Below are 13,423 nucleotides of genomic sequence, written 5' to 3'. Positions count from 1 at the left end.
GGCCAAGCTTTTGGCGTGGCGGTGGGTTATTCCGATCACACCGCAGGTATTGAGGTGCCAATTGCCGCAGTCGCCCTTGGGGCCACAGTGATTGAGAAACACATCACCCTTGATCAAAATCTGCCTGGTCCAGACCACAAGGCCAGCCTTGAGCCCAAAGAATTTGCAGCTATGGTGCGTGCCATACGCAACATCGAGCAGGCCCTAGGAAATGGCATCAAACAACCAACTGCTAGTGAAGCTGCTAACCTGCCCATAGTGCGTAAATCACTGGTAGCAGTTCGAGCGATCAGTATTGGTGAGTTGTTTTCAGCTACAAATATCACCGCCAAGCGCCCTGGAACCGGCATTTCACCGATGCGCTGGGATGAGCTAATTGGACAACCCTCACCTCGAGACTTTGCCCCTGATGAGTTGATCGAGCTATGAGCGGTTCAGCGCTTCGCAAAATCTGCATAGTCACAGGCACCCGCGCTGACTACGGCTTACTGCGCTGGGTGATTGATGGCATCCATAAATCTAAGCAGTTTCAGTTGCAGCTGGTTGCTACCGGTATGCACCTGTCAGCGGAGTTTGGCCTCACGGTGCAGCAGATCGAAGCTGATGGCTACCCGATTGACTGGCGGATGGAGATGTTGCTCAGTTCAGACACAGCTGTGGGTATCACCAAAAGCATGGGGATGGGCTTGATTGGATTTGCCGATGCCCTTGCTGAGTTACAGCCAGATCTGTTGCTTGTGCTGGGTGATCGCTACGAAATCATGGTGGCTGCCCAGGCAGCAATGATCGCAAGGATTCCAATTGCCCACCTGCATGGTGGTGAGCTCACAGAAGGTGCCTTCGACGACGCTATCCGCCACTCGATTACTAAGATGGCACATCTGCACTTCGTTGCTGCCGAGGAATATAGGCAGCGGGTAATTCAGCTTGGGGAACAGCCTGAGCGGGTCTTCTGTGTAGGCGGGCTGGGAATCGACAATATCAAGCGTCTTAATCTGCTAAATCAGCAGCAACTTGAAGAATCACTCAATTTCAAGCTTGGAAAGCATAGCCTGCTGATCACTTTTCATCCTGTTACCCTAGAGAAGGGCAGCAGTGCTGAGCAGATGGCCGAGCTATTTACAGCCCTTGATCAGTTCCCTGATGTGCATCTGATTTTTACCATGCCAAACGCAGACACCGATGGCAGGGTGTTGTTTCAGATGATTGAGACCTTTGTTCATGATAGGCCCCATGCCTGTGCATTCACTTCCTTAGGCCAGCTGCGCTACCTCTCTTGTATTCAGCATGTGGATGGGGTGGTGGGTAATTCCTCCAGTGGCCTGGCAGAAGTTCCTAGCTTTAGGAAGCCAACGATCAATATTGGTAATCGCCAGCGTGGCCGTCTCAAGGCAGAAAGTGTGATCGATTGTCTGCCCCAATCAGATGTTATTGCAACATCTATAAAACTTGCCCTAAGCCCAAGGTTTAAACAGCAGCTTCAGCAGCCTTTTCTTAATCCCTACGGCGAAGGCGGTGCTAGTGAGGCAATTGTGGCTAAGCTGGAAGCAATTGAGTTTACAGATCTGCTAAAGAAAGCATTCTATGCTTGTCAAATAGAAGTTCCACCAACAGAATAGTTAAATATCATGGAAAATACTGCTAAAATTGAACTAAACTGGCGGCAAGCATTATTGCTACCCAATGCAACAATAGGACAAGCCATACATAATCTTAATGAAACTTCATTCAGGATTGTTTTGGTAGCAACTGAAGCTGGGGTGATAGAAGGAACACTTTCTGATGGCGATATACGCCGCGGCATCTTAAAAGGGCTTGATCTAAATAGCTCAATCACAAGTATCATTCGCCGGAAGGCATTGGTTGTGCCGCAAGAGATGAAACGTGATTTGGTGATCCAACTAATGCTAGCCAATAAGATTCAGCAGATACCAATTGTGGATGATCAACATCATATCGTTGGATTGCATCTGTGGGATGAAATAACTGTGCGCCCCAAACGGCCTAACATTATGGTGATTATGGCTGGTGGTATGGGCAAGCGCCTTCTTCCATATACCGAAATCTGCCCAAAACCCCTTCTTCATGTGGCAGGTAAGCCAATGCTAGAGCATATTATTGAGCGGGCAAAGTTAGAGGGATTTAATCATTTTGTAATGGCCATTCATTACCTCGGAGAGATGATTGAATCGCACTTTGGCGACGGTAAGAGCCTAGGAGTTAAAATAGATTATATACGGGAAAAAATCCCTTTGGGTACAGCCGGCGCATTAAGTTTGCTTGATCCAATACCAGAAGCACCATTTATAGTTACCAATGGTGATGTAATTACTGATATTCGCTATGGTGAATTGCTTGATTTTCATGCCCGGCATGGCGCAGCTTCTACTATGGCTGTGCGTATTCATGAATGGCAACATCCATTTGGGGTGGTTCAAACCAACGGGGTTGAGATTGTGGGTTTTGAGGAAAAGCCGATTGCGCGCAGCCATATAAATGCTGGTATTTATGCACTTGATCCGGTAGCATTGAGTGTTTTAACTGCTCACGAACATTGTGATATGCCTACTTTGTTTGAAAGAATACAAAACAAGAATCAACGCACCGTCGCTTATCCCATGCATGAGCCCTGGCTTGATGTGGGACGGCCAGATGATCTACTTGCTGCAAATAAGAGCAACAATTTACTGGAGATCTCCAAATGAAAGCCAATTCTGCTTTGAATAATTTAAATTGGTGCACAAATTGTATAACCATGTCTACCAGACCTCGCATCACATTTGATGAGAGAGGTTGGTGCAATGCCTGTGTATGGGCTGAAAAGAAAAGGAACCTAAATTGGGATGAACGGCAAGTTCAGCTTGAAAGCCTTTTAGATAAGCACCGCAAAAATGATGGTTCATTTGATTGCATGGTTCCCTGTAGTGGAGGGAAGGATGGATCATATGTTGCTTACAATCTTAAGCATAAGTATGGCATGAACCCACTCTGCATAACCATAACACCGGCATTAACACTACCATTGGGAGATCACAACTTGCGAGCATTTATCGTCAGTGGCTATAACCATATTTCTGTTAATCCTGATCATGATGCGATGCGAATATTGAATAAAACTGGCTTTATTGAGATGGGTTTCCCTTATTATGGATGGTTAATTTCTATACATACAGCAGTTATACGTATGGCTACGGCGTTTAGCGTTAATTTAATCTTCTATGGTGAAGATGGTGAAGTTGAGTATGGAGGATCTGCCGAAACATCAAAAAACGCAATATACGATGTGCATTATCAAAAAAAAGTTTATCTTGAAGGAGGCTATGAAAGGGTCATAAGTGCCTCAGGCTTAACAGCGAGCCAACTTAACTTCTTTAATTTTCCGGACGACTCTGAACTAAATAAACATAATATTCAACTTACTCATTGGTCCTATTTCGAAAATTGGGATCCGTATCGTAATTATTTGATAGCAAAAGAACATTGCGGTCTTAAAGAAGCTGAGGATTCAAATGTCGGCACCTTCACCAACTTTTCACAAAATGATCAAGCACTATATGCATTGCATACATATTTAATGTATTTAAAGTTTGGATTTGGTCGAGCCAATCAAGATGCTTGCATTGAAGTAAGGCGTGGTGCAATGAATAGGGAGCAAGCAGTAAATCTTGTTCGCCTATACGATGGCCATTACCCTGAAGAATTTATCCCTTTATACCTAGATTATTACCAAATGACACAATCTGAATTTGATAAAGTGCTTGATAGCTATGCCAATCAAGATCTATTTGAAAAGATTGATGGCCGATGGGTTGCTAAGTTTATAATTAAATGAAAAGGCAAAATGTAACAATAATTGATTATGGCAAGGGCAATTTATGGTCTATTTTAAGTGCTTTGCAATATTTAGGCTGTAATCCAGAAATCAGCAATGATCCTGGAGAAATCCAGATTGCAGATTCACTTATACTCCCTGGCGTTGGATCATTCAGAAAAGCAATGTGTGCACTAAAAAAAAATAATTTAGATCAGGCTATTGTTCATGCGGTAAAAATAAATGGCAGAAAAATCTTAGGAATTTGCTTGGGAATGCAATTATTGGGTACCAATAGTACGGAAGATGGGTTTACATCAGGCCTCGGGTTAATTTCAAATGGAGTGGATAAATTTTCTAAGCAAAATATAGATATTTTTAAAATTCCTCATGTTGGTTTTAATTTAGTTCACAGTCATCCAGGAGCTCACCTTTTCAAGGGATTGCCTCAAGCCGCAGATTTTTATTTCGTTCATTCTTATCGTATGCTACCAAATGGACTAAGTGGGACCTCGGCAACCTGTAATTATGGCGAAATTTTTTTGGCATCCTATGAACAAGATAATATTTTTGCAACACAGTTTCATCCAGAAAAAAGCCAAACAAATGGATTGCTTCTGTTGAAAAACTTTTTAGCGCAATAGCCTAATGCTAAAGAAACGAATTATATTTACGCTACTTTTTAGTAATGGTCAGTTTATGCTAAGCCGCAACTTTCGGCTGCAGAAAGTTGGGGATATGAAGTGGCTGCAGACAAATTATGATTTTTCGCATATATCATATTCAATAGATGAGTTGATTGTTCTTGATGTAACGCGTGGTGAAAAAGATCCAATCAAATTTTGCAATGCGCTAAAGCAAATTACTAGGGGTTGCTTCGCGCCTATATCAGCAGGTGGCGGTGTTAACACTATTGAATCAGCGCGTAACTTGCTGCGTTCAGGTGCAGATAAAGTGGTTATTAATTCTGCTCTGTACAGTAACAGTGCTTTTATTAGCCATTTGGCAAGCGAGTTTGGAAAACAATGTTTAGTAGCTTCCATTGATATCAAAGCTGCGAAAGATGGATCATATAAAGCTTGGACTGAATCTGGTGCCAGTTGCATAGAAGGTTCTGCTGCAAGCTGGATTGATAATGTATTACACGCAGATGTTGGGGAGCTTTATCTTAATTCAATGGATCAAGATGGCACTGGACAGGGCTTTGATTTTGGTTTGCTTGATCTATTGCCTTTTAATTTAACCAAGCCAGTTATTTTGGCAGGTGGCGCTGGTAATTCAAGCCATCTTCTCACCGGCCTTTCTGATTCTCGCGTTGATGCTGTTGCCACAGCAAATTTATTTAATTTTCTTGGTGATGGCTTAAAGCAGGCACGGCAATCACTTATATCTGGCGGGATAGATCTTCCACTTTGGGATATTAAATTGTTGCCAAAATATCCATTAGCCGAGATGATTAGTGGTTAAGTTGATTGATCGCGTTCTGATTGTTGGCCTTGGCAGCATTGGCAAGCGCCATTTGCGCCTAGCAAGAGGCTTGATGCCTTATGCGGATATTAGGGTTTTACGTCATCAGAACAAAAATGAAGTGCCTGAATACTCAAATGGTAGTTTTACCAATCTAGATGAGGCTGTCGCTTTCAAGCCTCAAATAGCTGTTATTGCTAGCCCTGCATCATTTCATGTTGCTACGTCTCAATCTTTGGCTGAGAATGGCGTGCACCTTCTTGTAGAAAAGCCGTTATCAAACTCGTTTAGTGGTGTGGCACGTTTACTTGAAACCTGCAGGGATAAGGACTTAGCATTGCTAACCGGCTACAACCTCAGGTTTCTTCCATCTCTTCAGCGCTACAGAGATTTGCTAGGTGAGCGTATTATTGGAAACATTTTATCCGTTCGCTGTGAGATAGGCCAGTATTTGCCAACGTGGAGACCAGATACTGATTATCGAGCAAGTGTATCTGCCCGTAGTGAAATGGGAGGCGGTGTTTTACTTGAGCTCAGCCACGAGCTTGATTACTTGCGCTGGATATTCGGTGAGGTGGAATGGGTAAAAGCGACTCTCAGCCAGCAGAGTGAGCTTGAAATTAATGTTGAAGATTCAGCACATCTAACCCTAGGATTTCAGCCAAAAGCTAACAAGCGTCAATTGATAGCTCAAGTCAATTTAGATTTTATTCGCCATGACACAACACGAATCTGTACAGCCATTGGCGAAAAAGGAACTTTGAGGTGGAATGGCCTGAATGGAGACGTTTCGTTTTACCCAGCAGGATCAAATGAGTGGCTCGAGCTGTTTAGTTATTTGCATCATCGCGACGAGAGCTATCTAGCGGAATGGAAAAACTTTATGGAATGTATAGTACAACATAAAAAACTGGTTGTTACAGGTGAGGATGGTTTAAAAGTATTAGAAATAATTGAGGCAGCGCGTATCTCAGATGCTGCCGGGGGACAATCTTGTAATGTGAGCAGTATTCCAATAATGAGTATTTCATAATGAATGTAGTTGCGATTATTTTTGCTCGTGGTGGCTCTAAGGGGTTGCCAGGTAAGAACATTCGTTTATTTGGAGGCAAGCCCCTAATTGCATGGTCCATTGAACATGCACAAGCTGTTGATCGAATATCGCGTGTATTAGTTTCCACTGATTGCTCAGAAATTGCTGCAGTAGCACTGGAATATGGCGCGGAAGTGCCTTTTATGCGGCCAGCTGAGCTGGCAGACGATCACAGCCCCGAGTGGTTGGCCTGGCGCCATGCGCTTAATTATCTGCGTGAAACAACTGGCGAATTGCCTGATGTGATGGTGTCAGTCCCCGCCACAGCTCCTTTAAGGCTTCCTCAGGATATTGAGAACTGCCTTAACGAGTACGAAAATCACGATGCCGACATTGTTATTACAGTTACAGATCCTCATCGTAGTCCCTATTTTAATATGGTTAAAAAGAATGCAGACGGCTCAGTAGGGCTAGTTAACCCACCTCAAAAAGCCATAGCCCGTCGCCAAGATACTCCTATTGTTTTTGATATGGCCACGGTATGCTATGTAGTAAAGCCAGAGTTTGTGATGAGCCATGAATCAACTTTTGAAGGTCATGTCAGATCTTTACACGTGCCAACCGTGCGAGCAATTGACATTGACACCTTATTAGATTTTCAGATTGCTGAACATCTGATGCATTTGCAGAGTGAGGATAATGTCAACAATTGAGAAGCTAATTAATCTAAATGGACGAACTGCTTTGATAACTGGTGCAGCAGGTGGGTTGGGAAGAGTTATGGCGTCTACATTGGCTGAATTGGGCGCTGATCTTATCCTAGTTGATCTACCAAATACCGAAATATCAGGCTTAATCTCTAGTCTTATAGAGCGATTCAAAGTTAATGTTGATTTTATACCTTGTGATCTAGAGCAGCAAGTACAGCGGGCTAAATTGATTTCTCAGGTGAAGGAAAGAACTAAATCTCTCAACATACTTATTAACAATGCAGCGTTTGTAGGCACATCAGACCTTCCGGGTTGGAGTGTGCCTTTTGAGCAACAAACTGTAGAAACATGGCGACGTGCATTTGAGGTTAACTTAACTGCAATATTTGATCTTTGCCAAGGCTTAGTTCCGTTGTTACGGCGATCTGAGGGTCCTAGTATTATAAACATTGCATCGATTTACGGTTTATCTGGCCCAGAGTGGAGCTTATATGAGGGGACCACTATGAGCAACCCAGCTGCATATTCTGCTTCCAAGGGCGGGCTGCTTCAATTTACAAGGTGGTTGGCAACTACAATTGCCCCAGAAGTAAGAGTTAATGCGATATCACCAGGTGGTATTTCTCGTGGACAGCCAGAATCCTTCCAGCAGCGCTACATAGCAAAGACACCTTTGGGACGCATGGCAATCGAAGAGGATTTCTGTGGTGCCGTTGCTTTTTTGGGAAGTGATATGTCTATGTATATGACTGGGCAGAATTTGGTTGTGGATGGTGGTTTGAGCTCATGGTAGGGCTATATGACTATATAAAAATTATACTGTTAGTATGCGTTTGATTTTCATATTGCTAAGCTGTAGCAATCCCGTTTAGATGGTAAATATGCACAGTTAGAAATGGCCTGCTGAGGAGGTGACATAGCAATGAATTTGTTTGGTAACGACTCTAATTGCAAAATGGCAATCCTTGATATTTAAGCTTATTTAGCAGCATTTAGTCTTTTAGTCTGAAAATCTTGGGCTGGCAAGAGCGACTAATTCAGCTGATTAAGCTTTTCCTCATCATCAATTTCTAGCCGTAGCCTAGAATTTAGATCTTTAGCATCAATAATGTAGAGTAGAAAATACTAAGTTTTTATTATCCATGAGAAGTAATCTAATTGACTCAATAGGCTGCTAATCCTGCCAACGCACAAGCATCGATAACAGCCAAGAAAAATGTCACCTTTTGAAAGCTTTTATGCCTCCAGCACTAGTAAGCAAAAGCTGCTTATTTCCAGAGTCTTTAATTATTCATTAATGCTTACCAAGTTAGGCTATCTTGTGAGCCACATTATACTGCATCGGCTCTTTGAAATTTCCAGCCTTATTTCTTCATAATCAATTCCTCCTTCATTGTAAATACGTAGGTCCTTCCCGCAATGGCTTTGCTGAGTCATATTAAACTTTATAGAGCTATGGCGTTATTGCTATTTGTAATAATTAAAATTTAGCGTTGAGCGTTGGCTGGCCTTGTTTTCATAGCTGATTTGTTTTTTTAGGGTATTCAAACTAATGTTGATACCCGGGTATTAACTTTTAAGAGCATTAATTCTTATCTGAATCTCTTGACTCTGAGTACAATCTAAGCATGACAAGCTCTTCTAAAGCGAACTTTCAGCTTAACTATTAAATCATTACATCATAATCGGCATCGAGGATTAATTGCTGGGTGCGCGGAGGCTAATACGATCATTTAGGCAGACCCTACTTACGAGATCAGCTGTTAACTTAGCTGATTTAACTTGAGCCACATTCTAATAACCAACGTGTTCTTAAATTATCAACAACAAGCTAGAGGTAAAGCCAGACCACCATTTAAACTGATTGGTAAGCTGGGGAAATCGTGGTGGATTGGATGCCGCCGAAAGTAAAGACGACTTTATCGCTTCTGATGAATTAAGTCGGCTTGCATCAGTATGCGCATAAGCAATGGCCAAATGCAGCCCTCCGTAGTTCATAACATCATTATAATGCATTGCGCGGAGGTTTGCTTGCATCGACTGCATGATTTGGGACTTAACGTATTGAAGATTGGCTATAGCCAAACATTTTTTATAAGTCATTTAATTATCCTTGTTTCCGAAAAGAGATTTGCCCAATCATGTCAATTGCATCATTAATAAAAATCAAGCTTAGGCCATTTATGCGCCCGATTTTTTCATTCATGCTTTACTATTTTTACGAGACATCTTATACAATTGGAACTAGCGGAACATTAAAAGTAGGCAAAAAAGTCGCCCTTTCTAATACTCTATTCAACATATCTAGCGGATCAGTCACTGTTGGAGATTATACAATATTCGGACAGAATGTTATGGTTCTCACTGGAAAGCATAAATTCTTATATGGCTATCGTGCCGGCTTAGATGCTATTATCAATGGTACTAGCTGGGGTGGAGGCGAAACCGAAGTGCCTGAATCTGGATGTGACATACATATAGGCAGCGGTACATGGATAGCTTCGGGATGTATTGTGATAGGCAATGTAACAATTGGTGACAATTGTATTGTAGCGGCTGGAGCAGTTGTGACAAAAGACGTTCCAAGTTTTTCTGTCGTCGCTGGTATTCCAGCTAGCATTATTGGAGATACAAGAAATATGGCATGAGATAACTTACTTATTCTGATCACAGCTAATCCCCTCTCATTTTTACACTTTCCCAAATGAATTACCATAAAATAAAAGAATGTCGAGTAAGTGGTAGCACCAATCTACTTACAGTTTTGGACTTGGGAGATCAAGCCCTCACCGGTGTTTTTCCCAAAAACATACACGAGGATATTACATCTGGTCCGCTAAGGTTGGTATGGTGCCCCGATAGTGGCTTACTCCAACTCCAACATACATTCAACTTATCTGAAATGTATGGCATTAATTATGGCTATCGGTCTGGCTTGAATCAATCAATGGTGAGGCACCTTCATCAAAAAGTTAACCATCTTGTCTGTTTACGTTCAGTAGATAATGGTGACGTAGTTATTGATATTGGAAGTAACGATGCTACCTTGCTCAAGGCCTACAAGCAACCAGGCTTATTGCGCGTAGGTATTGACCCGACCGGCAAAAAATTTCATGAATTCTATACAGATGATATGTTGTTAATTCCTGATTTCTTCTCTTCATCAGTTTATAGAAAAGAATTTTCGTCAAAGCTTGCTAAAATCATAACTTCGATATCTATGTTTTACGATCTTGAGTCTCCAGCTAGTTTTGTAAATGATATTTGTGAAATTCTGGATGACGATGGAATTTGGCACTTTGAACAAAGCTACATGCCTACGATGTTGCGGATGAATGCATATGACACTGTCTGCCATGAGCATCTAGAATACTACTCTCTTGGTGTTGTAAAGAAACTGCTTAACAATTGTGGCATGAAGATCATAGATGTACAAATGAATTCAATTAATGGAGGGAGTTTTGCTGTTACTGCAGCGCGCAAAGAATCATGCTTAAAAACTAATGATGCCGTAATCAACTGGATGCTAGGGCAAGAAGACAGGATTGGCCTACATACTCCAAGGCCTTTTCGCCAGTTTGAGGAGCGTGTATTCGAACACCGTGAAAATCTATTACGATTAATCCGTAACTTAAATTCTGATGGAAAGACTGTAATGGGCTATGGTGCATCAACCAAAGGAAATGTATTGTTACAGTTTTGTGGGCTAACATCAAAGGATATTCCTTGTATTGCCGAAGTTAACCCAGATAAGTTCGGCGCTTTTACTCCGGGAACTAATATACCTATACTATCCGAGGCAGAAGTCAAGGCGATGAGGCCTGACTATTTATTGGTTTTACCTTGGCATTTTCGCGATAACATTATAAAACGTGAAGAAGAGTATCTAGCATTAGGTGGTAAGTTAATATTTCCGATGCCTGAAATTGAGATTGTATAAATATTATGGCTCAAAAGAGGGTTATTATCGTTGGACATAATGGACAGGATGGCTCGCTCCTTCTTGATGATCTCAAAAAGCGCGGTGACGAAATAATAGGAATTGGTAGTTCGTCATGCATTTTTCCTATTGGCCTTACTAATTTATCCGCTATTAATATTCTTGACCCGCATGATGTTTATTCTATTGTTGAAATATTTAGGCCAAATGAAATTTATTATTTAGCCGCATACCATGCATCTTCTGAGTCATGCAAAGAAAACCTTCCTTTGCATGAACAGTTTAAATATGCAAATCAGGTCCATGTTGAAGGATTAGTCAACTTTATGTCTTCAATTGTGGATAAATCTCTAGCTACCAGAATCTTTTATGCGTCATCATCACTGGTTTTTAGCGGAGAGAATGGAGAAATTCAGGACGAAAATACATCATTAACTCCCCAGGAGTTTTATGGTATAACTAAAGCACAAGGCATGTGGCTTTGCAAAGAATTCAGAAGAAAATATAATCTATTTGTATCTGTTGGTATTCTGTACAACCATGAATCGCACCTTCGTCCTCCCGGCTTTCTTTCCACCAAAATAATTCAGACTGCATATCGTATCTCGCAGGGCTCTGCAGAATCCCTAGAGATTGGCAATCTATCAGCACACGTTGATTGGGGCTACGCAAAAGATTATGTTCTAGCCTTCCAAAAAATTCTTTTACTAGATTATCCGACTGATTTCATTGTTTCAAGTGGAAAGTCAGCTTTGGTAAATGAATTCGTAAAAATAGTCTTTAATTACTTTGGTCTTGACCCTCTTGTTCATGTTATAGAAAATCCTAATATTTTAACAAGAAAGCCTGCTTCTAAAATTGGAAACTCTTTTAAGCTTAGATCAGCAACTGGATGGAAACCATCCATGAATTTTTTTGATTTTGTCATTCAGCTAATCAATGATCACCTAGAGGTTATCAAGCAAAATGCATAATAATATATATCGGCAACAAATTCTCCCAAGGCTCTGTTTCTTTCCCTATTTTTTAACCAAATTAATTCTAACTTGTCTATCAGCTAGCCAATGTCATTCCAAATCAAATCCACCATTATCTACAGATGCCCAACTTTGCATCGAAGCAGGAACAAGAGGATGGGACTCAATTGAATTAAAAGAGCTATATCAATCAGCTTGTGAATACTTAGGCGCTAACAACGTGCACCGCTTGGTAGTACATCAAAAGACTGGCTACATCCAGCAAATATCTAATATATTCGAAAAAAAAAGAATAACACATTATTTGTTTGACCCAAGAACTGGTAATCCCAAAACATCTTTCTGGCTTCCCGTTTGGCAAAGCATAAGAATTGCAATCTTTCTACATAAGCGAGGAATTATTCCTATTGTTTTACTAACTGATCTAGCTGTAAGATCCTGGCGTACCCAAGCAGCAGTTGTTTCGGCAAGTAGAGGTGTTGTTGTTTGCTTTATGGCTCCAAGTAGGGTTCAAGCAATTTTTCCGCATAATCGACTAGTTGGTCCAAGCTTAATGCCCTTTTCGGTAAAAACATCGTCAATGCTTGACCAACTAATGCTTAAAAAGAATAAAAATAAGCCACCTAAAGCTATGTTTACAGGTTCACTCTATGAACCAAGAACTACAAAATTGCACACAATTAGGGAAGGATTAAAATTGCTTGGAGTTGATTTTGAATTAAGAGGGCGGACAATGGGTTCGGCGAGAATCTCTGATCTAGAATACTGGAGTTGCTTAACATTCTCAGATATTGTTGTTACAACATCTGATCAAGCAATTCAAGTCTGTGCTGACTGGAATCATGTGCCTCACCTTATATATCGCTATCTAGAGGTTCTTGCCAGCGGATCTCTACTCATTGCCCAAGATGTTCCATGTGTTCGCCGCTATTTTACACCAGGTATTCATTTTATTGCATTTGAATCTTGTGAAAATGCAATATCTCTTATATCTCATTATCTAGATTCGGAAGACGAAAGACTCGCAATTGCTAATCAAGGTAAGCACAGGGCTGATGCTCTTATTAAAGCTAGAAGTTTTTGGGTCCAAATTGACACATGCCTAGGCAAGAATTCTATTCTATGAATATCATTCCTCTAAGCTAAAAATTAGCTTACGCATTAAGCTTGACTCCCAATCTCTGATATTCGAGTCATATTACCTGGCAATGCTTACGGCGTTCGTTGCAATCATTAAGAATGTCTTGTTTTTGCCATTTTATGCATAACGATACTAAGCCGTAGCAGAATTACTTTGGCTGGCAGCTAACTTTTAAGCATAGGTTGAGACGTAGCTAGTTTGAAGCAAACAAAAGAAACATCCTCGGCTTCTTTAATATAAACAAAAACATAAGGCAAAAACTGCAATGACAGACCCCCAATCCGGTGACTTTCAGGAGAGATGGCACTCCTGGGCTGCAACTCAGGCGGCCCTCATCAACGTTA

At 41.2% G+C, this 13,423-nt stretch carries 13 protein-coding genes; all 13 read left to right on the top strand.

Going from position 1 to position 13,423, the window contains the following annotated elements:
* Positions 1 to 429: N-acetylneuraminate synthase family protein (locus KBY68_RS10020; protein ID WP_255097036.1), on the top strand; the 429-nt coding region annotated here is incomplete at its 5' end.
* On the top strand, positions 426 to 1,619 hold the full coding sequence (gene neuC / locus KBY68_RS10015) for a UDP-N-acetylglucosamine 2-epimerase (RefSeq protein ID WP_255097035.1): 1,194 nt from the start codon (positions 426 to 428) through the stop codon (positions 1,617 to 1,619). The genes KBY68_RS10020 and neuC, both read left to right, overlap by 4 nt.
* A gap of 9 nt (positions 1,620 to 1,628) precedes the next feature.
* The gene (locus tag KBY68_RS10010) at positions 1,629 to 2,705 is read left to right on the top strand and encodes a nucleotidyltransferase family protein (protein ID WP_255097034.1); all 1,077 of its coding nucleotides are present in this window, start codon (positions 1,629 to 1,631) and stop codon (positions 2,703 to 2,705) included.
* Entirely contained in the window at positions 2,702 to 3,832 is a 1,131-nt protein-coding gene (locus KBY68_RS10005; RefSeq protein ID WP_255097033.1) for an N-acetyl sugar amidotransferase, read from the top strand. The genes KBY68_RS10010 and KBY68_RS10005 overlap by 4 nt, the downstream gene beginning before the upstream one ends.
* Positions 3,829 to 4,455, top strand: a complete 627-nt coding sequence (hisH, locus tag KBY68_RS10000; RefSeq protein ID WP_255097032.1) for an imidazole glycerol phosphate synthase subunit HisH — start codon at positions 3,829 to 3,831, stop codon at positions 4,453 to 4,455. Before KBY68_RS10005 ends, hisH begins: the two co-directional genes overlap by 4 nt.
* Before the next feature lie 94 nt (positions 4,456 to 4,549).
* Positions 4,550 to 5,278 carry a HisA/HisF-related TIM barrel protein gene (locus tag KBY68_RS09995; RefSeq protein WP_255097031.1) on the top strand — a complete coding sequence of 243 codons (729 nt, stop codon included), beginning with the start codon at positions 4,550 to 4,552 and terminating at the stop codon, positions 5,276 to 5,278.
* On the top strand, positions 5,271 to 6,311 hold the full coding sequence (locus tag KBY68_RS09990; RefSeq protein ID WP_255097030.1) for a Gfo/Idh/MocA family protein: 1,041 nt from the start codon (positions 5,271 to 5,273) through the stop codon (positions 6,309 to 6,311). The genes KBY68_RS09995 and KBY68_RS09990 overlap by 8 nt, the downstream gene beginning before the upstream one ends.
* Positions 6,311 to 7,024 (top strand): acylneuraminate cytidylyltransferase family protein, encoded by a 714-nt coding sequence (locus tag KBY68_RS09985; protein ID WP_255097029.1) that lies wholly within the window; start codon positions 6,311 to 6,313, stop codon positions 7,022 to 7,024. Before KBY68_RS09990 ends, KBY68_RS09985 begins: the two co-directional genes overlap by 1 nt.
* Entirely contained in the window at positions 7,011 to 7,814 is an 804-nt protein-coding gene (locus tag KBY68_RS09980; protein ID WP_255097028.1) for an SDR family oxidoreductase, read from the top strand. The genes KBY68_RS09985 and KBY68_RS09980 overlap by 14 nt, the downstream gene beginning before the upstream one ends.
* A gap of 1,348 nt (positions 7,815 to 9,162) precedes the next feature.
* Complete coding sequence (locus KBY68_RS09975) at positions 9,163 to 9,669, top strand: acyltransferase (protein WP_255097027.1); 507 nt, start codon at positions 9,163 to 9,165, stop codon at positions 9,667 to 9,669.
* Between the two features lie 56 nt (positions 9,670 to 9,725).
* A complete protein-coding gene (locus KBY68_RS09970; protein ID WP_255097026.1) occupies positions 9,726 to 10,961 on the top strand; it encodes a class I SAM-dependent methyltransferase in 1,236 nt (411 codons plus the stop codon).
* 5 nt (positions 10,962 to 10,966) lie between these two features.
* The gene (locus KBY68_RS09965; RefSeq protein ID WP_255097023.1) at positions 10,967 to 11,935 is read left to right on the top strand and encodes a GDP-mannose 4,6-dehydratase; all 969 of its coding nucleotides are present in this window, start codon (positions 10,967 to 10,969) and stop codon (positions 11,933 to 11,935) included.
* Positions 11,928 to 13,064, top strand: coding sequence for a glycosyltransferase (locus tag KBY68_RS09960; RefSeq protein ID WP_255097022.1), 1,137 nt, complete (start codon positions 11,928 to 11,930; stop codon positions 13,062 to 13,064). The genes KBY68_RS09965 and KBY68_RS09960 overlap by 8 nt, the downstream gene beginning before the upstream one ends.
* Positions 13,065 to 13,423 lie beyond the last annotated feature (359 nt).

Source organism: Synechococcus lacustris Maggiore-St4-Slac (assembly GCF_024345595.1).
In the GTDB taxonomy this organism is placed as follows: Bacteria; Cyanobacteriota; Cyanobacteriia; order PCC-6307; family Cyanobiaceae; genus Synechococcus_D; species Synechococcus_D lacustris.
Note: the sequence above shows the minus strand (reverse complement) of the source record. Positions and strands in the feature narration are given on the sequence as shown.

Coding starts and splice junctions, on each gene's coding strand:
- KBY68_RS10005 (WP_255097033.1), top strand. CDS start 2,702: ATGAAAGCCAATTCTGCTTTGAATAATTTAAATTGGTGCACAAATTGT.
- KBY68_RS09965 (WP_255097023.1), top strand. CDS start 10,967: ATGGCTCAAAAGAGGGTTATTATCGTTGGACATAATGGACAGGATGGC.
- KBY68_RS09975 (WP_255097027.1), top strand. CDS start 9,163: ATGTCAATTGCATCATTAATAAAAATCAAGCTTAGGCCATTTATGCGC.
- neuC (WP_255097035.1), top strand. CDS start 426: ATGAGCGGTTCAGCGCTTCGCAAAATCTGCATAGTCACAGGCACCCGC.
- KBY68_RS09970 (WP_255097026.1), top strand. CDS start 9,726: ATGAATTACCATAAAATAAAAGAATGTCGAGTAAGTGGTAGCACCAAT.
- KBY68_RS09960 (WP_255097022.1), top strand. CDS start 11,928: ATGCATAATAATATATATCGGCAACAAATTCTCCCAAGGCTCTGTTTC.
- KBY68_RS09980 (WP_255097028.1), top strand. CDS start 7,011: ATGTCAACAATTGAGAAGCTAATTAATCTAAATGGACGAACTGCTTTG.
- KBY68_RS10010 (WP_255097034.1), top strand. CDS start 1,629: ATGGAAAATACTGCTAAAATTGAACTAAACTGGCGGCAAGCATTATTG.
- hisH (WP_255097032.1), top strand. CDS start 3,829: ATGAAAAGGCAAAATGTAACAATAATTGATTATGGCAAGGGCAATTTA.
- KBY68_RS09985 (WP_255097029.1), top strand. CDS start 6,311: ATGAATGTAGTTGCGATTATTTTTGCTCGTGGTGGCTCTAAGGGGTTG.
- KBY68_RS09995 (WP_255097031.1), top strand. CDS start 4,550: ATGAAGTGGCTGCAGACAAATTATGATTTTTCGCATATATCATATTCA.